This window comes from Thalassolituus sp., assembly GCF_034111725.1.
GTDB lineage: Bacteria > Pseudomonadota > Gammaproteobacteria > Pseudomonadales > Oceanobacteraceae > Thalassolituus.
Map to the genome: position 1 here is coordinate 1 of NZ_JAWUWR010000062.1, position 24,867 is coordinate 24,867.

Annotated in this window: 22 protein-coding genes and 1 pseudogene; 15 read left to right on the top strand and 8 right to left on the bottom strand. The window is 46.0% G+C overall.

Annotated features, from left to right (window positions below):
* A pseudogene (locus UXZ23_RS10450) lies at window positions 1–730 on the bottom strand (MBOAT family protein); the annotation flags it as partial.
* 819 nt (window positions 731–1,549) lie between these two features.
* On the opposite strand from UXZ23_RS10450, the gene UXZ23_RS10455 reads away from it, so the two are divergent.
* The gene (locus UXZ23_RS10455) at window positions 1,550–2,893 is read left to right on the top strand and encodes a cytochrome-c peroxidase (RefSeq protein ID WP_320820522.1); all 1,344 of its coding nucleotides are present in this window, start codon (window positions 1,550–1,552) and stop codon (window positions 2,891–2,893) included.
* 64 nt (window positions 2,894–2,957) lie between these two features.
* On the opposite strand, the gene UXZ23_RS10460 is transcribed toward UXZ23_RS10455, so the two are convergent.
* The 4 genes from UXZ23_RS10460 to argE all read right to left on the bottom strand — a co-directional run bounded on the left by UXZ23_RS10460 (window position 2,958) and on the right by argE (window position 7,266).
* A complete protein-coding gene (locus UXZ23_RS10460) occupies window positions 2,958–3,842 on the bottom strand; it encodes a bile acid:sodium symporter family protein (RefSeq protein WP_320820523.1) in 885 nt (294 codons plus the stop codon).
* A 73-nt stretch (window positions 3,843–3,915) separates the two neighbouring features.
* Entirely contained in the window at window positions 3,916–4,692 is a 777-nt protein-coding gene (locus UXZ23_RS10465) for a spermidine synthase (protein ID WP_320820524.1), read from the bottom strand.
* Between the two features lie 18 nt (window positions 4,693–4,710).
* A complete protein-coding gene (argA, locus tag UXZ23_RS10470) occupies window positions 4,711–6,012 on the bottom strand; it encodes an amino-acid N-acetyltransferase (RefSeq protein ID WP_320820525.1) in 1,302 nt (433 codons plus the stop codon).
* 87 nt (window positions 6,013–6,099) lie between these two features.
* Window positions 6,100–7,266 carry an acetylornithine deacetylase gene (gene argE / locus UXZ23_RS10475; protein ID WP_320820526.1) on the bottom strand — a complete coding sequence of 389 codons (1,167 nt, stop codon included), beginning with the start codon at window positions 7,264–7,266 and terminating at the stop codon, window positions 6,100–6,102.
* Window positions 7,267–7,314: 48 nt separating this feature from the next.
* On the opposite strand from argE, the gene UXZ23_RS10480 reads away from it, so the two are divergent.
* The 10 genes from UXZ23_RS10480 to urtE all read left to right on the top strand — a co-directional run bounded on the left by UXZ23_RS10480 (window position 7,315) and on the right by urtE (window position 19,892).
* Window positions 7,315–8,628: a CYTH domain-containing protein gene (locus tag UXZ23_RS10480; protein WP_320820527.1), complete on the top strand. Its 1,314-nt coding sequence runs from the start codon at window positions 7,315–7,317 to the stop codon at window positions 8,626–8,628.
* A 12-nt stretch (window positions 8,629–8,640) separates the two neighbouring features.
* Window positions 8,641–10,431: a GspE/PulE family protein gene (locus tag UXZ23_RS10485; RefSeq protein WP_320820528.1), complete on the top strand. Its 1,791-nt coding sequence runs from the start codon at window positions 8,641–8,643 to the stop codon at window positions 10,429–10,431.
* 162 nt (window positions 10,432–10,593) lie between these two features.
* Entirely contained in the window at window positions 10,594–11,085 is a 492-nt protein-coding gene (locus tag UXZ23_RS10490; RefSeq protein ID WP_320820529.1) for a hypothetical protein, read from the top strand.
* Window positions 11,086–11,360: 275 nt separating this feature from the next.
* Complete coding sequence (atzF, locus tag UXZ23_RS10495) at window positions 11,361–13,193, top strand: allophanate hydrolase (protein ID WP_320820530.1); 1,833 nt, start codon at window positions 11,361–11,363, stop codon at window positions 13,191–13,193.
* Window positions 13,194–13,251: 58 nt separating this feature from the next.
* On the top strand, window positions 13,252–13,944 hold the full coding sequence (locus UXZ23_RS10500) for a GntR family transcriptional regulator (protein ID WP_320820531.1): 693 nt from the start codon (window positions 13,252–13,254) through the stop codon (window positions 13,942–13,944).
* Window positions 13,945–14,170: 226 nt separating this feature from the next.
* Window positions 14,171–15,481 carry an urea ABC transporter substrate-binding protein gene (gene urtA / locus UXZ23_RS10505; RefSeq protein WP_320820532.1) on the top strand — a complete coding sequence of 437 codons (1,311 nt, stop codon included), beginning with the start codon at window positions 14,171–14,173 and terminating at the stop codon, window positions 15,479–15,481.
* Between the two features lie 101 nt (window positions 15,482–15,582).
* On the top strand, window positions 15,583–17,220 hold the full coding sequence (gene urtB / locus UXZ23_RS10510; protein WP_320820533.1) for an urea ABC transporter permease subunit UrtB: 1,638 nt from the start codon (window positions 15,583–15,585) through the stop codon (window positions 17,218–17,220).
* 18 nt (window positions 17,221–17,238) lie between these two features.
* Window positions 17,239–18,402, top strand: a complete 1,164-nt coding sequence (gene urtC, locus UXZ23_RS10515; protein WP_414491469.1) for an urea ABC transporter permease subunit UrtC — start codon at window positions 17,239–17,241, stop codon at window positions 18,400–18,402.
* Window positions 18,399–19,166, top strand: coding sequence for an urea ABC transporter ATP-binding protein UrtD (gene urtD / locus UXZ23_RS10520; RefSeq protein ID WP_320820534.1), 768 nt, complete (start codon window positions 18,399–18,401; stop codon window positions 19,164–19,166). Before urtC ends, urtD begins: the two co-directional genes overlap by 4 nt.
* Before the next feature lie 27 nt (window positions 19,167–19,193).
* Window positions 19,194–19,892 carry an urea ABC transporter ATP-binding subunit UrtE gene (urtE, locus tag UXZ23_RS10525; RefSeq protein WP_320820535.1) on the top strand — a complete coding sequence of 233 codons (699 nt, stop codon included), beginning with the start codon at window positions 19,194–19,196 and terminating at the stop codon, window positions 19,890–19,892.
* Here urtE and UXZ23_RS10530 read toward each other — a convergent pair.
* Entirely contained in the window at window positions 19,889–20,134 is a 246-nt protein-coding gene (locus UXZ23_RS10530) for an accessory factor UbiK family protein (protein ID WP_320820536.1), read from the bottom strand. The two genes, urtE and UXZ23_RS10530, sit on opposite strands and share 4 nt — an antisense overlap.
* A gap of 308 nt (window positions 20,135–20,442) precedes the next feature.
* Between UXZ23_RS10530 and UXZ23_RS10535 the strand changes: the two genes are divergently transcribed.
* The 3 genes from UXZ23_RS10535 (at window position 20,443) to UXZ23_RS10545 (ending at window position 22,828) form a co-directional block, all read left to right on the top strand.
* Window positions 20,443–21,099, top strand: a complete 657-nt coding sequence (locus UXZ23_RS10535) for a TorF family putative porin (protein ID WP_320820537.1) — start codon at window positions 20,443–20,445, stop codon at window positions 21,097–21,099.
* Between the two features lie 74 nt (window positions 21,100–21,173).
* Complete coding sequence (glnK, locus tag UXZ23_RS10540; protein WP_015488654.1) at window positions 21,174–21,512, top strand: P-II family nitrogen regulator; 339 nt, start codon at window positions 21,174–21,176, stop codon at window positions 21,510–21,512.
* A gap of 47 nt (window positions 21,513–21,559) precedes the next feature.
* Window positions 21,560–22,828, top strand: a complete 1,269-nt coding sequence (locus UXZ23_RS10545) for an ammonium transporter (protein WP_320820538.1) — start codon at window positions 21,560–21,562, stop codon at window positions 22,826–22,828.
* Window positions 22,829–22,957: 129 nt separating this feature from the next.
* Here UXZ23_RS10545 and UXZ23_RS10550 read toward each other — a convergent pair whose 3' ends face one another.
* Together UXZ23_RS10550 and UXZ23_RS10555 are read right to left on the bottom strand one after the other, a co-directional pair.
* The gene (locus UXZ23_RS10550; protein ID WP_015488652.1) at window positions 22,958–23,134 is read right to left on the bottom strand and encodes a PA3496 family putative envelope integrity protein; all 177 of its coding nucleotides are present in this window, start codon (window positions 23,132–23,134) and stop codon (window positions 22,958–22,960) included.
* 230 nt (window positions 23,135–23,364) lie between these two features.
* Window positions 23,365–24,216, bottom strand: coding sequence for an SIS domain-containing protein (locus UXZ23_RS10555; RefSeq protein ID WP_320820539.1), 852 nt, complete (start codon window positions 24,214–24,216; stop codon window positions 23,365–23,367).
* Between the two features lie 219 nt (window positions 24,217–24,435).
* Here UXZ23_RS10555 and UXZ23_RS10560 point away from each other — a divergent pair.
* Window positions 24,436–24,867, top strand: a 432-nt coding sequence (locus UXZ23_RS10560) for a UvrD-helicase domain-containing protein (protein WP_320820540.1), incomplete at its 3' end; no start/stop codon positions are given.

A 24,867-nucleotide genomic window follows, 5' to 3' on the forward strand; every position in this document is an offset into this window, starting at 1 on the left:
CATAAAGCTGAGCAGAAAACGCGAGCAAACCAATCCATGTTTCAAAGGTACTGACATCGGCTTGGCCATTAAAGGCGACACCAACTGGGCCAGCCATCAGGTCGGCGGTTGTCTTTTTAAGTAACCCGAGGAGAACCAAAAGCAAACCCATACGAATATTGAGCGCCGTTGGTACGCGCATATTTACTAGCTGGGGTAGGATCTCTTTGGCACGCAGAATCGGGCCAGCAACAAGCTGGGGGAAGAACGAAAGTGTGGCGAGAAACACTAAAAAGCCACGATGCGCTTTCATGTCACCACGGTACACGTCAATGGTGTAGCTCATGCTCTGGAAGGTATAAAAAGAAATACCAACAGGCAACACGATGCTTAGCATCGGGACGCTAACATCACCGCCGAACAGGCGAATAAATTCCTGTACACTTTGTAAAATAAAATTATTGTATTTAAATATGGCTAGAATGGATAAATTAATTGTAATACTGAGTATGAGCCATCGTTTTTTCGTTACCGGGTCATGACTGCTGGCTTCTACTTTCTGAGCTATGAGGTAGTCGGCGAGGGCGCTAAATACCAATAAGCCAATAAACTTGTAATTCCAAGTTCCATAAAAAATTAGACTGCTTATTACCAGCAGCCAAATAATCTTTTTGCGATCAACAAATACGAAATTGAAGAGCGCGAAGAAGCTGGCAAAAAACCAGAAGAAAATCGCAGAGTTAAAAATCATACACGATCACCTAGCGCCATCGCTTTCAAGCGGGCACGGAATACAATAGATTTGAAGGAATCCATATGGCTTCTTCTTCCTATTATTTTTCTTAGAAGAAATTAATTGGATAGTTAGCTGCTGGGAGAAAGCCGCTAACAGTTATTTTTATTCTTATAGTTTAACGGTTGTTCTGCTTTTGATCGTATCACTTCGCCGTGGAAACTAAAAGTAGAGAAAACCGTATCGGGCGATTTGAACACGAACCTTATAAAACATCAGACGGTAGAACTTTTCGATCTAATTAATTGAAAACTAATAAATTCGAAAATCTATTTTTACGGAATTAACCTCAAGCATTCTAATTGTCTATAAATTTTTGTTCAGTTGGGCCTAATAAGATTTACCTATACATACGATACAAGCATCTGAAGGTTGTCGCTATGCCCAAACTAAGCCAAAGTATTTAACCAACTCCAGCTGAGGGTTCTATAAATACGTCTAGCCAACCCACTCATCGATGTGCTTTTGCTATTACTTCTACTCCCTTTGCGGGTGTCCAGTTAACGGACTACAGATGCTTCGGATTCAAATAGAATCTGACATTTGTACACCTTTGTCCTTTATTGTCTCTTATGGAGGAAAATCCTACTTACAAAATTTTACAAAAGTGATAAATTTCGCCAAATACACACTTCATTAGTGGTTTTTGAAGAGTGGATCAAAATTTGGAGCGATGTCCGTATCAGCCATTGAGGCCAGCATTATCAATTGCCTGAAGACCGGTATGCTCAGTAAGCATCTATTGCACGGAAATGGCATATTACCAAGGCGGTCGTAATGAAAAGCATACTCTCAAGCTTGTCTCTTTTAGCTGGAGGAACGTTAGCTCTATTGATGTCTTCGGCAAACGCAGTCGAGCTTCCAGCACCCGCACAAAATTCTGATTTCTACTTCGATGGTGCCCCACCGGCGGCTCTTGTCGAATTAGGTAGAAATTTGTTTTTCGATAAAATTATGAGTGGTAACAAGAACATTTCTTGCGCCACTTGCCACAACCCTTTGGCAGCCGGAGCTGATGGTTTGTCGCTCAGTGTTGGTGAGGGCGGTGTTGGTGTTGCTAATTACCGATCAACAGGAGAAGGCGATAGTGCGATTCCATCACGCATTGGACGCCACGCCCCCCACCTGTTCAATCTAGGTGCGAAAGAGTTCGAACGCCTGAACTGGAATGGTATCCACAGCAAGGTTGATAACGGTTTGCTGCTACCTTCAGGCCCTGAAACGCCACCAAATCTAAATAACGTGCTTGCTGGTCAATCGCTATTTCCAATTGTGAACATCAATGAGATGGCTGGTCAGGTTGGCGAAAACGAAATCGCTAACAAAATTCGCCCGGGTGATGGCCGTTTTGTTCCTGTATGGGATCTGCTTGTAGCGCGTTTGGCTGAAATTCCTGAGTACGTTAACTTGTTCAACGCAGCGTTTGATGACGTTAACTCGGCTGATGATATCCGCATTCAGCATTACGCCAACGCAATTAGTGCATTCCAAGGTTTTGCTTTCCGCTCAACTAACAGTGCCTTTGATCAATACGTACGTGGCGATACTGATGCGTTAACAGATAAGCAAATTCGCGGTATGGAATTGTTCTATGGTGCAGCGAACTGTTCAAGTTGCCACAGTGGTTTATTCCAAACAGATCATCAGTTTCACGGTATAGCGATGCCACAAATTGGACCTGGCGCTGAAGCTGGAACTCCGCTAGAAGACCGAGGTCGTGCAGAGGCGACTTCGGCAGCAGCTGATTTTGCTAAGTTCCGTACACCTTCTTTACGTAACGTTTGGATTACCAAGCCGTACGGTCACGATGGCGCCTATAATTCGCTGAAAGGAGTCGTTCAGCATCACTTAGATCCAATTACGTCATTAGAAAACTACAACACGCGTCAAGCTGTGTTACCGAAAAATGATGAATTCGATCAAGTGGATTTCGATGGTTATAACGATCTTGTCTTGCGTCAGAAAATTATTGATGCCAACGAGTTAGAGCCAATTACATTGACCAAATCAGAACTCAACGATTTGCTTGAGTTCTTACGAGCGTTGACCGACTGGAACGCCTTGGATATGACTTGGATGATTCCTGAAAGTGTTGCGAGCGGATTGCCTGTTGAGGATTGATTCCTAGGTGAATTGCGAGCGAATAAAAAAGGCTTCTTATGAAGCCTTTTTTATTGTCCATTGCCTATCGCGACTGCGGCGTTACTTTCGCGTGACGATCTTTTCGCAAAACCAGCATGGTAAATACGCTTGCCGTCACAAACATTAGCAAGCTGTAAACGCTAGGAGCAATCGACATTTCAGGGCTGTTCAAAATTCCCGTAGTGACCAATAGGGCTAAAGTGCCATTTTGTAAGCCAACTTCTAGGCTGATAGTGCGCGCTTGCGCTTCAATGTGCAGGAATGCACGTCCGGCGAAATAGCCAAGTGCCATGGTACTAATGTTAAGTAGCAATGCGGCAGGCCCAGCTTGAACAGCAAAGCTGATTAACTTCTCGCCTAGGTTTACGCAAATAGAGGCGATTACTAGTGCTAATACGATAATAGAGAAGCGCGAAACATAAGGCTCGGCAGCGATGGCGAAGGCTTTCCACTTGGCGCGGATGCCCATACCAATAAGGACTGGAATAACGGTAATGACGATCAGCTTAATCCATGTGGACAATATCGGCAGTTCAAAGGCTGTGCCTGCATCGCTGTAATAGCCAATGGCCCAAGCACCTAACAACGGAATGGTGAAGGGGGTAATGAAACCAATTACGGCGGTGAGTGATACCGATAGTCCAACATCGGCTTTGGAAATTAAGCTAAATAGATTTGAAGTTGTTCCGCCTGGGCAGAGAGCGAGTATAAACAAGCCAATTGCAATCTCACCATGTAAGCCGGTTGCGGCAATAATCCCAACGGCGATTAACGGTAGCAACAGCATTTGGCAAACAGCACCAATCAAAAAAGCGCGAGGCTTAATGAATACGCGTGTGAAGTCTCTAGGGGTTAATCCAAGGCCAACACCAGTCATGATTAATATCAGGGCAATCGGTAAGCCGATTTGGGTAAGTGTCTGGAACATTGAGTGCTCTTGTTATTGTCGTCGAAAAGTAGAATAGACAGGACGTTACTGTAAGGCGGTACTTGATACAAGGCTAAAAAAATCGATAAAACCCCTTCGTCACTTGCCATAGATTAAATCCCATTTGTTCGGATAAACGCTTACAGATGAGTTGCGCGCCACGTTTGTCAGGGGCTGCATTGGCGTTCTGGCAGGCCCAAATAATCCAGTTGCCGTCGCTTGTAGTGCTGTGCAATACCGTTTGAAATTGAGCTTTTAGCTGGGGTAAAAATAGGCCATCTTCACGATGTTCTTTCCATAAATTCAATACTAGCCAACCGTCATTTTTCACGACGCGACGGCATTCGCTAACAAACTCAGGTTTTAGTTGGCGCGTATCCAGCCCGTCGGCCAAATACAAATCACTTAGCAGTAAGCCTTGGCTGTTGGTTGGGCACGCATTGAGATAATCCATCGCACTTTTAGCGTGGGTGGTTAAGCGTTTATCGCGCGGCAGGCCGAAGTATTGATGGGCGATTTGAATAACAGCTGGGCGTAAATCAACGGTATGAATCTGAGTGCTGGGGAGTTGTTCAAATAAACAACGTGCCATGAGTCCGCCGCCGGTGCCGAGTACACTGGCTTGTTGTACAGCTTGGTCGGGTTTTAATAGGCAGAGTGAGGCCATCATTGCACGGGCATAACCGTGTTGCGGTTGGCCTGGTTTCTCTTTGAGCTGGCAGCTTTGTTCATCGGCAGTACCGAAGCTTAGGTAGCGTTTATTGCCGTCTTCGTAGACTTGAATAATGCCTAAGTCATCGTAACGCCGATGTACTTCTTTGCCTAAATGAGGCAGTGCCAAAATATCCAATGATGAGCTTCCTGTGTTTTACAGGGTTTTGAAAAACACTTTGGAATTACGTTGGAAATTGTACAAGCGTTGGCGTTCTTGCGGTAGTTCGCTCACCGCTCCAGCCACAAAGCCATTTTCAATAAACCAATGCGCCGTGCGAGTTGTTAATACAAATAGTTGTTTGTATTGACGACGCCGTGCTTCTTGCTCAATTTGCTCAAGCAAACGATTGCCGCGATTACTACCACGATAATCGCTATGCACCGCCACGCATGCAAGTTCGGCTTGATCATCGGAATAAGGGTATAGCGCTGCGCAGGCCGTGATTAATCCGTCGCGTTCGATGACATTAAAACGATGAATTTCGGTTTCTAGTAATTCGCGCGAACGCCGCACTAAGATGCCTTGTTCTTCTAGCGGCTGTAACAGCTGCAAAATACCTGCGACATCATCAATATTGGCCGGGCGTAATTGATCGTAGGCTTCTTGAGTAATAAGTGTGCCGCTACCCTCGCGAGTAAATAGCTCTTGCAGCAGAGCGCCATCAACTTGATAACTTAAAATATGAACTCGTGGCACACCTTGACGCACACATTTCAGCGCAGCATCGGCATGACAACGCTCGCTGCCTTTTAATTCGTGCAAAATTTGCTCTAACTGACGGCAGGTGATTTCAGTATGCGTATCGCCATCATCTGGCAGACCGTCACTTTCGCCCAGAATAATCAGTTTATCGGCACGCAAACTAATCGCGGCTTGTTGAGCAACGTCTTCAACACTGAGGTTAAACATTTCACCCGATGGCGAATAGCCCGCGCATGACAGCAGCACAATATTATGCTGATCTAATAAATTGCTAATCGCTTGGTGCTCAATACGCCGTACTTCGCCGGTATGTTGAAAATCCACCCCACCGATAACGCCGAGCGGCTTTGCCGTGACGAAATTGCCACTCACCACACGAATGCGTGCTCCGTGCATCGGTGATCCCGGTACACCCACAGAAAGACGCGATTCAATATCCGCTTTCACAATACCAATGGCCGCTTTTACAGCGTTGAGCGCATTGGTATCCGTAACGCGTAAGTCATTATGAAATTGGCTTTCGATATTCAGGCGTTGCAGCACCGCATCAATTTGCAAGCGTGCGCCATGCACCAAGACTAAGCGCACACCCAAGCTAGTAAGTAGGGCGATATCTTGCACTATGCTGTTGAAATTTGGGTGCAGAATGGCATCACCATCAAACATGATGACGAAGGTTTTTCTCCGATGCGCATTAATATACGGGGAGGAATTACGAAACCATTGCACGTATTCGGTGCTGTCTGCTGTCACTGTCGGGCTCTCTTCTCGGCGTTCTATCTGGATTTAATCACGACAGGCGCGCTAAACCAATGTATTGGGCTTGTTTGCTCGTTTTTGTTATCCGCGAGGCGTTAAACAAAAGTGTTCGATCAATTGGCTGAGTAAGCTTACACAAGGGTCGATTTGATCCTGTGCGATAAATTCATCCACTTGGTGGGCCTGATCAATGCTGCCTGGGCCAAGAATAATGGTTTCCATGCCTAGGTTTTGCAGGAAAGGCGCTTCCGTTGCGTAGTTCACGGCATTGCTGGTACTGGCCGTTAGACGCTCGGCAATTTGCACGAGTTCGCTATTTTCGCTTTCGGCAAACGGATTAATGCCCGGAAATAACGACTCTAGTGTTAACTCCACGCGATTTTCAGCGGCAATGGGGTTGAGTCGTTGTAGAATTTCAGCGCGTAAATCGTCGTTGCTCATGCCCGGTAAGGCGCGTAAATCGAACGCCAGTTCGCAGCTGCCACAAATACGGTTGGGGTTATCGCCACCGTGCAGGCAACCCAAATTGAGCGTTGGCGTATTAACGGCGAAATGCGCGTTTTGATAGCGACTGGCGAGGTCAATGCGTAGCTGTTTCAACTCGCCCATGACGTTATGCATCGCATCCATTGCACTAACACCGAGGCTTGGATCGGACGAATGCCCAGCTTTACCGACTAGGCGAATCGTTTCCATGATGATGCCTTTGTGCATTCGAATCGGCTTCAGGCTAGTGGGTTCGCCAACAACGGCATAACGACCTTGGGAAAATTGGCTGCTACTTAGCGAACGCGCACCGCTCATCGAACTTTCTTCATCAGCGGTTGCGAGTACGATTAATGGCTGATGAAAATTTTGGGTGTGGTATTTCTCTACCGCGGCTAATACTAAGGCGAAAAACCCCTTCATGTCGCAAGTGCCCAACCCATAAAAGCGATTGTTGCGCTCGGTTAGGGTGAATGGATCGGAGGCCCAACGCTCAGGGTTGCATGGCACTGTATCGGTGTGGCCGCTCAGAACTAGGCCACCGGTTCCGGTACCTAAGGTGGCAATTAAATTGTATTTGCCTGGGTTATCGGCGATGGCGATAACTTCGCATTTAAAACCGAGATCGCCAAACCAGCTGGCCAGTAATTCAATAACGCCGAGGTTGCTGTTGTCGTAGTTAGGTAACACAGAACTCATGCTATTTGCAGCAATAAGCGCCCGCAGTTTTTCAACCGTATTAGGCATTTGAATACCAGACATGACACACCTCTGCTTGCGTTATAAGGACCGGCTCACGACAATAGCGCCATGACTAAAGAAATCGAACTCAAAGTACGCCTCAGTGAGGCAAACCTTCCGGCATTAACCGACTTTTTAAACCAAGTTGCGACTCCGGCCGATCATTCTACGCTGAAAAATGACTACTACGATACGCCTGCCTGTACGCTTTCTAAGGCAAAAGCAGCGTTGCGCATTCGTCATGCCGAAGGCGGAGTTGAGCAGACGTTAAAGACTCGCGGGCAACCGCAGGCCGGACTGCAAATTCGTGGCGAATGGAACTGGCCGTTAAGTTCACCGGCGCTAGATGTAAGCTTATTTGAGCAAGCGGAAGTTCAGGATGCGTGGCCAGCAGGGGTTGATGCTACTACGTTAGCCGTCGTTTTCGGTACGCACTTCGAACGTCAAGCTTGGCTTTGGACGGATGCGAGTAGCGATACGTCTATCGAAGTGGTGATCGATCAAGGCCTTATTGTGGCCGGCGAATTAGAGCAGCCATTATTAGAAGTTGAGGTGGAATTAAAGCAAGGCAATGCCAATTTACTCTGGACCCTTGTGGCACAGATGCAAAGCGTCGCGCCCTTGTGGATCAGCGATATTAGTAAAGCTGAACGTGGCTATCGCTTGGCCGACTTAGCGCCGCAGTGGCAGGCGAAGCTTCCCGTGTTTTGTGATCAACGCATGGCCGAGGCTTTACCGCTGTGGTTAAACGCTGAGATGAATGCGTTGCAACGCACGTTAGAGCAGGCGATTTGGGCAGAAGAACGAGAAGCCGCGGTTGCCGCGATTCAGCACGTCCAAGGTTTACGCCAAGTATTGTCTTGGAGCGGTCGCACACTTAAACGCAGTGCTACGAAAGAATTGCGCACAGTACTCGAAACCCTGCGACTCGCTATTTGGGAATTGGCTAAAAACGCAGCTCAACTCGAAGACTCTAGCTGGTCGGCGGAATGCGCAACGTGGCAGCAAAACTCAACACTGGCGAGCGCTTTATTAAATGCTTCGCGTGCCTTGTATGAGTTACCTTGGCCAGAAGTTGAAGAAGCTTCCAGTCATGTCGGCCGTGCTCTGTTGCGCCATTGGCTACCTGACGATTTAGCGCGCCGCTTTGAACAAGCCAGCGCCATTAATAACTGGCCCGATCTGCATGAGGCCATTGTGCAAATGTTGGTCATAACGCGTTATGCCCAAGCGGCGGATCGGAAGAGCGGCTGGATAAAGACCGCCGTTGCCACTCGCTTGGTATTAACAGGTATGCTTGAATGCTATTTGTTCGATGAAGAGCCGAATGCTGACGACCTAAATTTAATGGCCAGCGAATTCCGTCATTTGATAACCGCGTAGAGAACCAAACTTATGCAAGCCAAGGCAGATCACCCCATCGCATTGCTCACCCTGTTGGAAGACATGCGCCGAGATGGTTTGCTGAATGATGAAGACCATCAGATGTCGTTGTCGATTCGTCGCCAACACGATGAAACTCATCTGCATCCTATTACCTTAGTAGCGCGCCAAGGCTATGCCGATGCGCGCGTACAGGGGTCGAGTAAAGCACGCGTTCTTAACGAATATGCCATCGTTGAATGGTTAGCTGAGCGCTCTAATATGGAGTCGTATCAGATTGATCCGCTCGAGATCAATGTCAGCTCCGTGACCGACGTTATGTCTTATGCTTTTTCTGATCGCCATCAAATTCTGGCGATTAAGGTCAGCACTGATGAAGTTGTCGTCGCTACTGCAGAGCCGCAAGTTCGCAGCTGGGTTGTCGATTTAGAACATGTCACCCGCCGTCATGTGAAATGCGTACTAACATCGCCTGCGGATATTCGCCGTTATCGTGTCGAGTTTTATCAGTTGTCGAATTCCGTGACGCGTGCACGTAAGCACCATGCCGGCGTGAGCGCGGTGCAGAATCTCGAATCTATGCTGGAGCTTGGCCAAGCTAAAGCGCCGGATGCCAACGATGAACATATCGTTAATATCGTTGATTGGCTGCTGCAATACGCGTTTGATCAGCGCGCCAGTGATATCCATTTAGAGCCGCGCCGCGAGGTTGGCCATGTGCGCTTCCGTATTGATGGCGTACTGCATAATGTTTATGAATTACCGGCAGAAGTGGCTTTGGCTGTGGTGGCGCGGATTAAATCGCTAGGGCGTATGAATATTGCGGAAAAACGTAAACCCCAAGACAGCCGCCTGAAAACCAAAACCCCAGACGGCCAAGAAGTTGAATTACGCTTATCCACATTGCCGACCGCTTTTGGCGAAAAGCTGGTGATGCGTGTGTTCGACCCGCAAGTGCTCATGCGCAGCTTCTCTGAAATGGGCTTTGGTAAAGAAGATCGTCGTCGCTGGAATCAGATGACCACCAATAATCACGGTATTGTGTTTGTGACTGGGCCAACCGGCTCGGGTAAAACCACGACGCTATACTCAACCCTACGCCAGTTGGCGACGCCAGAAGTCAACGTTTCGACCATTGAAGATCCGATTGAAATGGTGGAGCCGCTGTTCAACCAGATGCAAGTACATCCAGGTATTGATCTCACTTTTGCCAGCGGTGTGCGGGCGTTATTACGCCAAGACCCTGACATTATCATGGTTGGTGAGGTACGAGACTTAGAGACCGCCGAGATTGCCGTGCAGGCTGCATTAACAGGTCACTTAGTGCTTTCTACTTTGCACACCAACGATGCGCCTTCAGCGTTTACTCGACTACAAGAGTTGGGATTACCGGCTTACTTGATTCGTACCAGCGTTTTGGGAGTGATGGCGCAGCGATTAGTGCGGACACTTTGCCCGCACTGCAAAGTAAAAGAACCCGTTGATGAGAAAATTTGGAAGCAACTTACTGCCCCTTGGTTGGTCAAAACGCCGCCCCATGTTTATGCAGCTAAAGGCTGTTTAGAGTGTCGCGGTACAGGGTACTTAGGGCGTATGGGTATTTACGAAGTCATGCCAATGACGGAATCCTTAGAGCCACTTATCCATGAGCAAACGGACCACCAAAAGCTACGCCAAGCGGCGATGAAAGAGGGGATGCATAGCCTGCGTTTAAGTGGTGCGCATAAAGTAGCCGCCGGTTTAACGACCATAGCTGAAGTCATGCGTGTCGCTCCTGCGGCAAAATTAACGGGTCAGAATTGAATTATAAAATTGCATCGTAAAATTGAACATTACCCCTTAACCGTTCAGAATGCGGCCCAATTTAATTAATGATGCGGGTTTAAAGAGTGTGCACTGATTCATATAGCCCTTCGCAAACCCTGTCTACACTGTACAAAATGTCCAAGCATAAGTAGGAATCGAGTGACCATCCAAATACCACCCATCATTGATGTCGAAGCATCAGGCTTTGGCCGCGGCAGTTACCCGATTGAGGTGGGATTCGCGCTGGAAGATCGTGAGGTGCAGAGCTATCTGATTAAACCTGCGCTTGGTTGGGACCACTGGGATCCAAAAGCAGAACTCATCCACGGTATTTCCCGTGAGCATCTGCAGGAAGAAGGCAGTACGCCTAGAGAGATTGCCCTTCTTCTCAATGAAAAACTACGCGGCCAGACGCTTTATTCCGATGCTTGGAGCTTTGATAGCTCTTGGATAGGTCGCTTGTTTGACGAAGCGGAGTTGGTCCAGCGCTTCCGCATAGAAACCATTAACAAACTTCTGGAACCTGCCGAAATGGAACGCTGGCACGATACCAAAAAATCTCTCTGGAACGACTTTGGCCTTGAGCGCCACCGCGCCGCGAACGATGTGCGTGTTCTGCAAGAAACTTTCCAGCGTGTCACCAACGCTTAGCTTCCCGTCCGAGCTTTAATCTATATCTTTGGTATGAGTTTTGTTTAATAAGTGTGCTGCTTTGCGCTCGGGATTGGCTTGTCTGTTCTGGTGCGTTTTTTCTATATCGCATTAAAATGATGCGCTTCTATTTTCCTTGCACACCAACTTTTCATTCCACTCTATATAAAATCTAATTAAATCAATAGGTTGTCGGTCTTTTCTGTATTTTCGCTAAGTTGGCACAAGTGTCGCTTAAGTCTTGTATACAAGATTGAATTCAGGCGGGATGTGGGATGTCAGTAACAAAGAGTGTCGAGCAAAAAGCAGCAGGACTAGGTTGGAATATCAAGCAGTGGGCAGCGGCCTACCGACAAGGATCTGACCCAGCGCTGCTATTGCCTCTGTTGCGTGAACAGATCGCCGCATTGGAAGCCGATGCCGGTAGTTCTGTATGGATCCAACTCGGTACTGAACAACAACTGCTAGCGCAAATTGAGAGCCTGCAAACGAAACGAGCAAATGGTGACTCTTTACCCTTATACGGCGTCCCGTTCGCTGTTAAAGATAATATTGATGTTGCTGGATTTTCAACCACTGCTGCCTGTCCTGAATTTGCGTATCAACCAACCGAAGATGCAATCGCCGTTCATTTGCTGAAACAAGCGGGTGCGATTGTGATCGGTAAAACCAATCTCGATCAATTCGCGACGGGTTTGGTTGGCACTCGTTCACCGTATGGCGCAGTCAAAAATAGTTTTAATTCAGATTACATCAGTGGTGGTTCCAGCTCTGGTTCTGCTGTTGCTGTGGCCAAGGGTTATGTTGCTTTTGCGTTAGGCACTGATACGGCAGGGTCTGGTCGTGTCCCTGCTGGCTTTAATCATATTGTTGGTTTAAAGGCGAGCGTCGGTGCTATTAGTACCACTGGCGTTGTACCTGCGTGTCGCAGTTTGGATTGTGTTTCTATTTTTGCGCTTAATAGCTTAGATGCTGAGCGCGTGTTTGAAGTAGCAGGACGCTTTGATAGTACCGATGCCTATTCTCGCACCCGCACTATGATTCGTAATACTCGCATTCAGCGTTTGGCTATTCCTACTGAGGCACCTTGGTTTGGTGACGACACACAAGCCGCTGCCTATGAGCAGGCATGTGAGCATGCCGAGGCATTGGGCTACGAATTAGTAAAAACAGATTTTTCGCCGTTATTTGAGTTAGCTAATTTACTTTATCAGGGGCCTTGGGTTGCTGAACGTTACGCTGCAGTCGGCGAATTTCTAGCGCAAGACTTACCGGGCATAAACCCTGTGGTCAAAAGTATTGTTGCAGGCGGTATTAACGGCACAGCGGTCGATGCTTTTAAAGCTGAATATCGTCGTAAAGATCTAGTAAGAAAAATAGATGCATTATTTACCGATATTGATGCCTTATTTGTTCCGACCACACCGCGCTTTCCAACCATGGCCGACGTTAATGCCGAGCCGGTATTAGTTAACAGCCAGCTTGGTACTTACACCAATTTTGTTAATTTAGCTGATCTTTGCGCCATCGCCTTACCCGCGAAATTACGCAGCGATGGTTTGCCATTTGGTATTACCTTAATTGCACCTGCGTGGCATGAAATTGCATTAGGACAATTCGCTGCGCATTGGCAGGCTTTTATAGCGTTGCCAGAAGCACCAGTATTGCTTGGCAATAAACAAGACGAATCTATTGTTGTTGCTGTTGTTGGGGCGCATTTAACAGGAATGCCGCTAAATCATCAGTTAACTAGCCGCTATGCAACCTTGTTAGAACAAACGCTGACCGCCAATAAATACCAGTTATATGCTTTAGCCAATACGGTACCGCCTAAACCCGGTTTAGTTCGGGTGAGTGATAGCGCTTTGGCGCAAGATCCAACACTTGGAAATCAATTAATTGTTGAATTATGGCGTATCGACTTGGCCGGATTTGGTAGCTTTGTGGAAGAAATCCCTCAGCCTTTAGGAATCGGTACTCTCGAACTAGCCGATGGTCGTTTAGTAAAAGGCTTTATCTGTGAGCCAGAAGCTGTCGCAAGTGCTACCCATATCAGTGAGTTCGGCGGCTGGCGTGCTTATATAAAGCATCTTAATTCAACCAAATAATATTTTAGAATTGTTTTAACACTGGATCTTTCGTACCTATCGCCAGCGTGGATGAGCAATGAATGTAGCCGAAAAGATATATCAACAGCTTCGCCAAGAGTTATTTGATTTTCAGCTACTGCCAGGGGATCGGTTTAGCGAAACTGAAGTGGCTAAACGCATGAATGCAAGTCGCACTCCGGTACGAGAAGCGTTATATCGGCTAGAGCGCGACGGCTATGTGCAGGTTCAGTTTCGTAATGGCTGGCAGGTTCGACCATTTGATTTTCAATACTTCGAAGATCTTTACGATGTACGTATTTTACTTGAAGTTGAATCAGTACGGCGGTTAATCGGCAAGTCAGCTGTGAATGAAAAACTAGCGCCGCTAGTCAGTACTTGGTGCTGTAATGAAGAAGATAGGGTTAGGGATAGTGCGCTTATCGCAGATATGGATGAAAACTTTCATTTCTCACTAGTTGATCTGAATGGCAATCAGCAAATGAGTGCTATTCATCGTGAGGTATGCGAGCGCTTACGTATTATTCGACGTTTGGATTTTACGCGTGCAAGCCGCATCGATGTGACCTACGAGGAACATGGAAATATATTAAAGTTAATAATCTCTGGTGATGAGAGTAGAGCTGAGCAGGCGCTGAGAAATCATATTGAACTAAGTAGAAATACGGTTCGAGAAATTACCCTACATAGAATCCAGATGGCAAAAAGTGAATACAGCATAAATATAAAAATGGATCACTCTGGTGCGTAGTGCGCCAAATAAGAACACATAGGTTTCTAGTCGATCTATATTGGTGCATGTATATTATTATTATCCTTTTTATTGTGGATAAGACCTAGCTATTGCTCAAAATTAGCGATATTTCAGCTTTTTAAAGTTGGTATGCCGTTTGCTGTAACGAAAGCGAAATTAAAATATAAAGCGCCAATGATGGTGCGAATAATTAAAGTTTAATCACTGTTGAAGGAAAAAAACGATGACAAAACTGGGCATGAAATATCTAGCAAAAACAACGGCAGCCTTTGGTATTGCAGCACTTGCGGCAGGCGTTAACTTAGCGAATGCTGGCGACACAATTAAAGTCGGCGTATTGCACTCACTGTCAGGCACGATGGCTATTTCAGAAACAACGCTGAAAGACACCGTGTTAATGATGATTGACGAGCAAAATAAAAAAGGCGGTTTGCTTGGTAAGAAACTAGAAGCCGTTGTGGTTGATCCTGCTTCTAACTGGCCATTATTTGCAGAAAAAACGCGCGAATTGATTTCTAAAGATGACGTTGATGTTATTTTCGGCTGCTGGACATCGGTATCTCGTAAATCCGTATTGCCGGTTATTGAAGAGTTGAACGGTTTGTTGTTCTACCCTGTGCAGTACGAAGGTGAAGAGTCTTCTTACAATGTGTTTTATACCGGTGCAGCGCCAAATCAGCAGGCAATTCCTGCCGTTGATTACTTGATGAATGATGTCGGTGTTAAGCGTTGGGTTCTTGCGGGTACAGACTACGTATATCCACGTACTACCAACAAAATTCTTGAAAGCTACCTGAAGTCAAAAGGCGTAGCTGAAGCCGATATCATGGTGAATTACACACCATTTGGTCATAGCGATTGGCAAACCATCGTTTCTGATGTTAAGAAATTCGGTAGTGCTGGTAAGAAAACTGCGGTTGTTTCTACCGTTAACGGTGATGCCAACGTTCCTTTCTATAAAGAGTTAGCAAACCAAGGTGTTAGCGCGGAAGATATCCCTGTTGTTGCATTCTCTGTTGGTGAAGAAGAGCTTTCTGGTTTTGACACTAAGCCATTGGTTGGCCACTTAGCGGCATGGAACTACTTCATGAGTTCTGATAGTAAAGAAAACGATGCCTTTATTAAGCAATGGCACACCTTTACTAAAGACGATAAGCGCGTAACTAACGACCCAATGGAAGCGACTTACATCGGTTTCAATATGTGGACTAAAGCAGTTGAAAAAGCGGGCACCACCGATGTTGATAAAGTAGAAGCCGCTATGATCGGTATCGAAGTACCGAACCTAACGGGCGGTACAGCCGTTATGAATAAAAACCATCATTTGTCTAAGCCGGTATTAATCGGTGAAATTCAAGAAGATGGTCAGTTTGAAATAGTATGGGCAACGGATGCTGAAGTGAAAGGCGATGCATGGACGGACTTCCTACCTGAAAGCAAAAACCTGATCTCAGATTGGACTGCTCCAATCAATTGTGGTAACTACAACACAGTGACTAAGACTTGTGGTGGTTCATCGGTAGCGGGTGAGTAAATACTAATTACTCGCTATTTATTCGTCACTAATTCTAGTGACGAATGGAAGTAGGGCCTATTTGATAGGCCCTACTCGATTTCAGATACAGGAAAAATATCATGCGCAATTTCATCGGGCAGGCCATGTTGCTTCTGTCTTTGATGTGCTGTGGTTCTTTGGCAATGGCTGGAGATTCAGGTGCGTCTTCACCTATTGTTACGGTGGCCTCTTTAGAATCTTTAGGCCAACAATTAATTACAGCAAATTATTCAGAAAAAACGGCGTTGGCTAGCACGATTGCTGCAGTTGATGATCCGAAAACTTTACCCCTATTACAAACCTTGTTAGATGGTCAGTTGTACTATCTTAAAGAAACCAACGAATTATTAATCTCTCATGACGACGATTCGTTTGAAGACCTATTTACTAGCAATTTGGTGGTGCTCGATAGCCCACGTGATGCGAAAAAAATTGGCGTCAATAATAGTTTGCGCGGCGTGTTACGCACTGAAATTTCGCGTTTACAAATATCTGCGCGCGACCCTGAACTACGCATGGCTGCTGCAAGAAACTTATTAAAATCGGCTAGCGATCTTGATAGCACACTACTAAAAGATGCTATTAAAAAGGAAGAAAAACGCGATATTGCTGAAGTTCTAGCGTTAGTCTTAGGTATGCAACAGTTGGATAGCACCGACCCCGATACACGTATGCAAGGCTTAGAGGCTCTGGATAAGGCCCTTTACCCTGAAGTTCGTGCTGCGCTGACACAGTTTATTGCTCGCTCTGAATCCGCAGGCAACACTAATGAAGTAGCCAAAGCAAATGCCGTTGTAACGGATATCGAAAAGTTAGTCACCATTAATGGCTATATCGAAAATCTCTATTTTGGCTTAGCGCTTGGCGCAGTATTGCTACTTGCTGCTATTGGCCTTGCCATTACCTTTGGTGTAATGGGCGTGATCAATATGGCGCATGGCGAGATGATTATGCTGGGTGCTTATACTACCTATGTGGTGCAGCAATTAATGCCGGATCATATTGGCTTATCACTGGTGGTAGCGATTCCAGCCGCCTTCTTAGTGAGTGGTGCGGTTGGCGTTGCAATTGAGCGTGGTGTTATTCGTCATCTATATGGCCGTCCATTGGAAACATTATTGGCGACCTTCGGTTTAAGTTTGGTATTGCAACAAGCAGTACGCTCAATTTTTAGCCCGTTAAATCGCGAAGTGGCTACCCCAGATTGGATGGCGGGTACATTTATGATTAACCCCGCATTAGAGCTTACCTTTAATCGTCTCTACATCATTATTTTTAGCTTATTGGTGCTGGGTTTATTGGCCTTAGTATTAAAGCGCACCTTATTTGGTTTGCAAATGCGCGCTGTTACCATGAATCGTCCTATGGCGAGTTCCATGGGAATTCGTACCGGTTGGGTGGATGCGCTTACCTTTGGTTTAGGCTCTGGTATTGCAGGCATCGCCGGTGTGGCATTAAGTCAGCTAACTAACGTCGGGCCAAATCTCGGTCAAGCCTACATTATCGATTCGTTTATGGTGGTGGTATTTGGTGGTGTCGGTAATTTGTGGGGCACTCTTGTTGGCGCTATGTCGTTAGGTATTGCGAATAAATTAGTAGAGCCTTTTGCCGGTGCAGTATTAGCTAAGATATTTATTCTTATTTTCATCATTTTGTTTATCCAAAAACGTCCGCGTGGACTGTTTGCTCTCAAAGGACGTGCAGCCGATAACGGCTGACGGATAAGGTAACGAATTATGACGAATCAAACCGTAAAATTGGGGCCGCTGGCGACCCTATTGATGAATGATAAAGCCGGGCGTTACTTGTTGAGCGTTTTACTTTTTCTATCCATTGCTATTCCTTTGAGTAATTTGCTATTACCGGAAGGATCTTTCTTTCACATCTCGACCTATACCATGACTTTGCTCGGTAAATATCTTTGCTATGCCTTGTTGGCTGTCGCGGTGGACCTTATTTGGGGTTATTGCGGAATATTAAGCCTAGGACATGGAGCCTTTTTTGCCCTAGGTGGCTATGCCATGGGTATGTATTTAATGCGTCAAATCGGTGATCGCGGTGTGTATTCAAATCCAGAATTACCGGATTTTATGGTGTTCTTAAACTGGACAGAGCTGCCATGGTACTGGCAAGGCTTCGATCAGTTTTGGTTTGCTATGATTATGGTTTTGGTGGTTCCCGGTATATTGGCTTTTGTTTTTGGTGCACTGGCGTTTCGTTCGCGGGTTACTGGGGTTTATCTTTCCATTATCACACAGGCATTAACCTATGCTTTGCTATTAGCTTTTTTTCGCAATGACATGGGCTTTGGTGGTAATAATGGTCTTACCGATTTTAAAGATATTCTCGGTTACGACTTACAACAAGATAGCACACGTGCCGCCTTGTTTTTTGCCTCTGGCATAGCTTTGATTGTTGGTTATTTAATTAGCCGCTTTATCGTAACGTCCAAGTTGGGTCGCGTGTTAGTGGCTATCCGAGATAGCGAGTCGCGCGCGCGCTTTTTAGGTTACCGTGTTGAGCACTATAAGTTATTTGTATTTGTTGTATCAGCCATGTTGGCCGGTGTGGCGGGTGCTTTATACGTGCCACAGGTAGGGATTATTAACCCAGGTGAATTCGCCCCGATTAATTCAATCGAGATGATTATTTGGGTTGCAGTAGGCGGGCGGGGCACGCTTTTTGGTGCCGTTATTGGTGCAATTTTAGTTAACTATGCAAAAACCTATTTTACCGGTGCTTTTGCCGAGCTTTGGTTATTCTTGCTGGGCGGCTTATTTGTGTTAACTACCTTGTATTTACCTAAAGGTGTCGTGGGCTTATGGGCCCAATTAAAAGATAAGCATGCGCAGAACAAGCAACAGGCTGCGATGAAAGAAGCCGAAGGGGATAAAGCATGAGCCTTAGCAAACAGTACCATATAGATAACCCCAGTGTTTTGTATATGGATGGCGTGAGCGTAAGTTTTGACGGATTTAAGGCGCTTAATTCTCTTTCTATGTTTATTGCGCCGGGAGAAATGCGAGCCATTATTGGCCCTAATGGCGCAGGTAAAACCACTATGATGGACGTCATCACAGGTAAGACTCGACCCGATAGCGGCACAATTGTTTTTAACAATCAGCATGATCTTACTCGCTATGACGAAGCCGATGTAGCCAACCTTGGAGTGGGACGAAAATTTCAAAAGCCGAGCGTTATTGAAAGTCTAACGGTATTCGAAAACTTGGAAATGTCGTTAAAAGGTGGGCGCTCTATTTGGCAGGCGTTGGTGCATCGTTTGAGTGGCGCTCAAAAAGAAAAACTTGATGAAATTCTCGAATTGGTAAATTTATCAGATCGCACTCATCATTTAGCCGGCGATTTATCTCATGGTCAAAAGCAGTGGTTAGAAATTGGCATGTTATTGGGTCAAGAGCCGCAGTTGCTTTTAATCGACGAACCCGCTGCAGGGATGACGGATGAAGAAACCATGAAGACGGCGGAATTATTTAAAACATTAGCGAAAAAGCATTCGCTCATGGTAGTGGAACACGACATGGATTTTATCGAAGCGCTTGATTGCAAAGTCACTGTGCTACACGAAGGGCACGTCCTCGCGGAAGGCAGTTTGGCCACGGTAAAAGCAAATCCACAAGTTATTGAGGTGTACTTAGGCCGTTGAGGCCTCAGGCATTCTGGCGAGGATATTATGTTAGAAGTATCAAACGTAAATGTGTCATATGGTGCGAGCCAAGCGCTCTACGACGTATCTATGACGGCAGCTATTGGCAATGTTACCTGTGTTCTTGGTCGCAACGGTGTCGGTAAAACAACCTTGATGAAAGCACTGTCAGGACATTTATCGCCATTTTCTGGTGATATTTCGTGGATGGGATCATCGATAAAGAATATGGCACCCTATGATCGTGCTCGTAATGGGATTGCTTATGTTCCACAAGGACGCGATATTTTCCCGCAGCTAACGGTAGAAGAGAATCTCTATACGGCATTCTCAGCGTTACCTAAATCTCTGCGTTCTATTGATCCAGAAATTTATTCGCTATTTCCAGTTCTGCAGCAAATGCTGCATCGCCGTGGTGGTGATTTATCCGGCGGGCAGCAACAGCAGCTTGCGATTGCAAGAGCGCTGCTACTTAGACCTAAATTACTTATTCTTGATGAGCAAACAGAAGGTATTCAGCCTTCGATTATTAAGGATATTCAGCGCGTTATTGAATTGTTACGAGATCGCGGTGAAATGGCGATTGTCTTGGTCGAGCAATATTTAGATTTTGCTACGGAATTGGCCGATGAATTTATTATTCTTGAACGCGGTAGAGTCGTGGCTTCAGGCACAGGAGAGGAGCTCGCGCACTCAAAAGAAGCACGCGAGTTACTCGCGATTTAACCGCCGTTATTTCTTTCGGCTTCTAATGCGGTTACCCGAGTTTCCAGTTCTGTGAGCTGGGCTTGGGTACGACGTAGCACATCTGTTTGGATATCAAACTCTTCGCGACTCACTAAATTCGCACTGCTTAGTAGACTTTGCAGCTGTGCTTGCAAAGCCAGCTTAATATCGCCGGATAGGCCAGCCAGTGGCCCTTGTTGCAAGAGTTGTTCGATACGGTTTTTGATGGATTCTGGACTCATCCGTTTTTCCTATTTTTGATTCAGATAAATGGTATCACGGCTGCAATCTGCTAGCTTTCTTAGTTAATGCAATAAATTAGTGCATAGTGGATAGTGGTAGTGCTTTATCGTGGTGCTCTTCTATGGTGCTTGCGTCATTTTGGTGTCCCGAATTGTGACTAAATTCCGCAATTTTCAATTAAGTCACTGATTTTATTGGGTTTTCTAAAGTTGGCACAGCGTCTGCTATAGGACTATCACAGAAATAAAACAGTGCGCTAAGCACACACCATAAAATTGTTTGAACAACGAATGAAGGAAAAAGAACTATGAAAAAGTTAACTAAAGCTATCGCTCTTGCTGGTGTTATGACTGCTGGTATGACAGCTGCTACTTCTACTTTTGCTGAAGAAGTTGAAGTTTCAGCTTCTGCTACCGTTGCTAGCATGTACTTGTGGCGCGGCCAAGATCTAGGCAACGGCGCTGCAGCTGTTTCTGGTGATCTTACAGCTTCTATCGCTGGCGCATACGCTGGTGTTTGGACGTCAAGCGGTGACTCTAATGCTGGAAACGAATACGACTTGTACATCGGTTACGGCGGCGAAGTAGAAGATTTTTCTTATGACTTGTCTGTGTGGACATACTCTTACCCAGGTGCTGGTGATGAAGGTAATACCTTTGACCTTACTGACGCGATTTTGTCTTTAGGTTACATGGGTGCTTCTTTCTCTTACTACTACCCACTAAGCAGCAACCCATCAGACTATAGCTACATGACTTTAGGTTATGGCATGGATGCGTTTAGCGCGACTGTTGGTATGACTTCTAGCGATGATGATGCAGATTATACTCACCTTGATTTGAGCTATGCCTACAACGACAGCCTAGCATTCACTTTGAGCAAGGTTGTGGATCAAGAAACTGAAAACGCTGTTGATGACGACGTTCGTTTAGTTGTGTCTTACAGCCTGCCTATCAGCATGTAAAAAGCATACAATGGTCCGTGCCCCCGCACGGGCCATTTCTGAAACTAGTAAGTGTTAATTAAAAGGGGTTTTCTATGAAACTCATTACTGCTGTGGTTAAACCGTTTAAGTTGGACGATGTGCGTGAAGCACTGTCTGAGATCGGTGTTCAAGGCATCACAGTGACTGAAGTGAAAGGCTTTGGCCGTCAAAAAGGTCACACTGAGCTTTATCGTGGTGCTGAATACGTGGTGGATTTTCTACCTAAAGTGAAAATTGATGTTGCGGTTGCTGAAGACTTAGTTGAGAAAGTCATCGAAGCAATCACTAAAGCAGCCAACACCGGCAAGATCGGCGATGGCAAAATTTTCGTTACATCCTTGGAACAAGTCATTCGTATCCGCACCGGTGAAACCGGCGCAGACGCTATCTGATTTAGTCCACTTCAAAAGAATTAGAGGCCTGATGCGGGGGGCTTATAATGGAAAATAACGTATACGAACTTCAATACGCCATGGACACCTTTTATTTTCTGGTGTGCGGTGCGTTAGTAATGTGGATGGCGGCTGGTTTCGCCATGCTCGAAGCGGGCCTAGTGCGCGCAAAAAACACGACTGAAATTCTTACCAAAAACATCGCGTTATATGCAATTTCTTGCACCATGTACATGGTGTGTGGTTATGCAATTATGTACGGTGGTGGTTACTTCCTAAGCGGTATCACTGAAGTTGATTCAGCAGCAGTTTTGGCTGACTTTGCAGCTCGTGAAGATGGTTTCCAAGGTGGATCTATCTACTCTGGTGCGTCTGACTTCTTCTTCCAAGTAGTATTCGTTGCAACAGCAATGTCTATTGTTTCTGGAGCAGTTGCTGAGCGTATGAAGCTATGGGCTTTCTTAGCGTTTGCTGTAGTGATGACGGCTGTTATCTATCCAGTGGAAGGCAACTGGACTTGGGGCGGCGGTTCTGTCTTCGGTCTGTACTCTTTGGGTGATGACTTCGGTTTCTCTGACTTCGCAGGCTCTGGTATTGTTCACATGGCAGGTGCTGCTGCAGCATTGGCAGGTGTTCTATTGCTAGGTGCTCGTAAAGGTAAATATGGTCCTAACGGTGAAGTTCGCGCTATTCCAGGTGCTAACCTTCCTCTTGCGACTCTAGGTACTTTCATCCTTTGGATGGGCTGGTTCGGTTTCAACGGCGGTTCTGTTCTAAAGCTTGGCGATATCGCTAACGCTAACGCAGTTGCTGTTGTATTCACTAACACTAACGCAGCGGCCGCTGGTGGTCTCATCGGTGCTCTACTTCTAGCTTACGTATTGTTCCGTAAAGCGGATCTAACCATGGCTCTGAACGGCGCATTGGCTGGTCTAGTAGCAATCACTGCTGAGCCTTCAACTCCAACTCCATTCGTAGCGACCTTGATCGGTATGGTGGGTGGCGTGATCGTAGTACTGTCTATCCTTACTTTGGATAAACTGAAAATCGACGATCCAGTAGGCGCTATCTCTGTACACGGTGTGGTTGGTCTGTTTGGTCTGATGGTTGTTCCAGTGACCAACGGCGACGCAACATTTGTTGGTCAGTTGGTTGGCGCGATCACTATCTTCGTATGGGTATTCGTAGCATCAGCAGTAGTATGGGGCTTGTTGAAAGTCATCATGGGTCTGCGAGTTACTGAAGAAGAAGAATACGAAGGCGTTGATTTGGCAGAGTGTGGTATGGAAGCATACCCAGAATTCACTAACAAATAAGTGAAGCCTCTGTAACAAAAAGCCGGTCAATATGACCGGCTTTTTTTATGTCTTGAATTTAAAAAAGCACAATTTACAGACAATAAAAAACCGGCTCATTAGCCGGTTTTTTATTAAGTGAAGTATTAATTATTCAAAAGAATACGCTTCTAAATCTTGTTCTAAACGCTTCTTCTCTAAGTGCGCTTCGATTGCACGCCGTGCAACCAGTTTTTTGGACATGGATGTCTCTTTATTAACAACGACATTACCATTTTGGTCGAATGATACAGCTTCTACTTGCTCTGATTTAGTCATCTGTTCCATATATCCGTCTCTGGTTGGGATCACATTTCCGGCTGTGATATTACTTGTTATTGTTTGCAATAAGATGACAGGAATGGAGTGGAAATCCAACCTTGCGGGTTACTAGACGGGTGTTCGATTAGTCAAAAAATCCCTATATTTATAGAGTTTAAAGGCAAGCTAATTGGAGTTACTGAATTGTTTCAAAATGTATCTTAAGGCATATTTAAAATATGGCGTATTGCGTCTATTTAATTATCAAGACGTAACGATTTGATGCTGCGTTTAATAGCATTGAGGTGGGCGGCGAATTCTGGGCCTCGTCGTTGGGTTACCGCAACAGCAAGCATATCGATCACCATGAGGTGCGCTATGCGCGAGGTCATTGGTGTAAATTGGTCGGTATCTTCTTCGATGTTGATATGGATCGGGAGGTCAGCAGCCAAACTTAATGCGGTGTTGGCTGGTGCTAAGCTAACAACTTTAGCGCCTTGGTGTTGTGCTAATTGAACCGAATGCAGCAGGTCTCTCGTGCGTCCGCTTTGTGATATCGCAACCACGACGTCATTGATACCTAATGTCACTGCCGACATCGACTGCATATGCGGATCGCTATAGGCGGCAGTGGCAACTTGTAGACGAAAGAATTTGTGCTGAGCATCAATGGCAACAGCACCTGATGCGCCAAAGCCATAAAACTCGACTCGTTGCGCTGTGCTGATGGCATTTGCTGCTTTGCCGACTTGGACAGGGATCATCTGGGTTTTAATTTGTAGCAGACGCTGAATAGTCGTGTCTGCAATCTTGCTGCAAATATCTTCGATGCTATCGTCTTCGACGATGGCAAATTGACCGATGTTGTTGGTGATGGCGATTTCTTGGGCGATACGCACCTTAAACTCTTGGAAGCCGTTGCAACCAATGGCGCGGCAGAAACGCACAATGGTGGGTTCACTCACTTGTGCTTCCTGAGCTAAATCGACAATGCGCATATGCATTACGTGCTGAGGAGCTGCCAATACGTATTCGGCGACTTTTACTTCAGACTTTCGCAAGGCGGGTACGGCATTGGCGATTTCAGCCAATATAGGTTTATTTTTCACGCAATTATCTCAGCCAATAGGCAATGATCTTGATTATACGCAGCCTTGCTTGCAGTCTTCTAGATAAAATCCAATTGCCACACAGTATGTAATGGCTTGCGCGAGTATTAAATCAAGCTCGTCTCTACATAAGTCGGTGCTGACAGTAGGCTGCTTCGTTATTCGGTTACTCCTAAGGTAATGCGTTGGGTTTAATCGCTAATCTGATAAACTTCGCGCATGGATATTTCATTGCTTTTAGATTCTTTGAACGACGGCCAACGCAATGCTGTGGCTGCCAGTTCTCCGCACCAATTGGTGCTTGCTGGTGCCGGTTCGGGTAAAACTCGAGTACTGGTGCACCGTATTGCTTGGTTGTTACAGGTTGAGAACGTGTCACCGTTTGCGGTGATGGCGGTGACCTTTACCAATAAAGCCGCTAAAGAAATGCGTGGCCGGTTGGAGCACTTACTCAACATTCCTTCAAATGGATTGTGGGTGGGCACATTCCACGGCTTAGCGCACCGTTTGCTAAAAAAGCATTGGCAAGAAGCCAAGCTGCCACAGCATTTTCAAATTTTGGATAGCGATGATCAGCTGCGTGTAATTAAGCGCTTGATGAAAGGACATAACATTGATGATACGCGTTATCCGCCGAAACAAATTCAGTGG

Excerpts from the sequence above, each read along its gene's own strand:
- urtB (WP_320820533.1), top strand. The coding sequence starts at position 15,583 with ATGCGCAATTTCATCGGGCAGGCCATGTTGCTTCTGTCTTTGATGTGC.
- UXZ23_RS10455 (WP_320820522.1), top strand. The coding sequence starts at position 1,550 with ATGAAAAGCATACTCTCAAGCTTGTCTCTTTTAGCTGGAGGAACGTTA.
- argE (WP_320820526.1), bottom strand. The coding sequence starts at position 7,266 with ATGTCTGGTATTCAAATGCCTAATACGGTTGAAAAACTGCGGGCGCTT.
- UXZ23_RS10485 (WP_320820528.1), top strand. The coding sequence starts at position 8,641 with ATGCAAGCCAAGGCAGATCACCCCATCGCATTGCTCACCCTGTTGGAA.
- UXZ23_RS10535 (WP_320820537.1), top strand. The coding sequence starts at position 20,443 with ATGAAAAAGTTAACTAAAGCTATCGCTCTTGCTGGTGTTATGACTGCT.
- urtE (WP_320820535.1), top strand. The coding sequence starts at position 19,194 with ATGTTAGAAGTATCAAACGTAAATGTGTCATATGGTGCGAGCCAAGCG.
- atzF (WP_320820530.1), top strand. The coding sequence starts at position 11,361 with ATGTCAGTAACAAAGAGTGTCGAGCAAAAAGCAGCAGGACTAGGTTGG.
- UXZ23_RS10530 (WP_320820536.1), bottom strand. The coding sequence starts at position 20,134 with ATGAGTCCAGAATCCATCAAAAACCGTATCGAACAACTCTTGCAACAA.
- UXZ23_RS10500 (WP_320820531.1), top strand. The coding sequence starts at position 13,252 with ATGAATGTAGCCGAAAAGATATATCAACAGCTTCGCCAAGAGTTATTT.
- urtD (WP_320820534.1), top strand. The coding sequence starts at position 18,399 with ATGAGCCTTAGCAAACAGTACCATATAGATAACCCCAGTGTTTTGTAT.
- UXZ23_RS10460 (WP_320820523.1), bottom strand. The coding sequence starts at position 3,842 with ATGTTCCAGACACTTACCCAAATCGGCTTACCGATTGCCCTGATATTA.
- urtC (WP_414491469.1), top strand. The coding sequence starts at position 17,239 with ATGACGAATCAAACCGTAAAATTGGGGCCGCTGGCGACCCTATTGATG.
- UXZ23_RS10550 (WP_015488652.1), bottom strand. The coding sequence starts at position 23,134 with ATGGAACAGATGACTAAATCAGAGCAAGTAGAAGCTGTATCATTCGAC.
- glnK (WP_015488654.1), top strand. The coding sequence starts at position 21,174 with ATGAAACTCATTACTGCTGTGGTTAAACCGTTTAAGTTGGACGATGTG.
- UXZ23_RS10480 (WP_320820527.1), top strand. The coding sequence starts at position 7,315 with ATGACTAAAGAAATCGAACTCAAAGTACGCCTCAGTGAGGCAAACCTT.
- UXZ23_RS10545 (WP_320820538.1), top strand. The coding sequence starts at position 21,560 with ATGGAAAATAACGTATACGAACTTCAATACGCCATGGACACCTTTTAT.
- urtA (WP_320820532.1), top strand. The coding sequence starts at position 14,171 with ATGACAAAACTGGGCATGAAATATCTAGCAAAAACAACGGCAGCCTTT.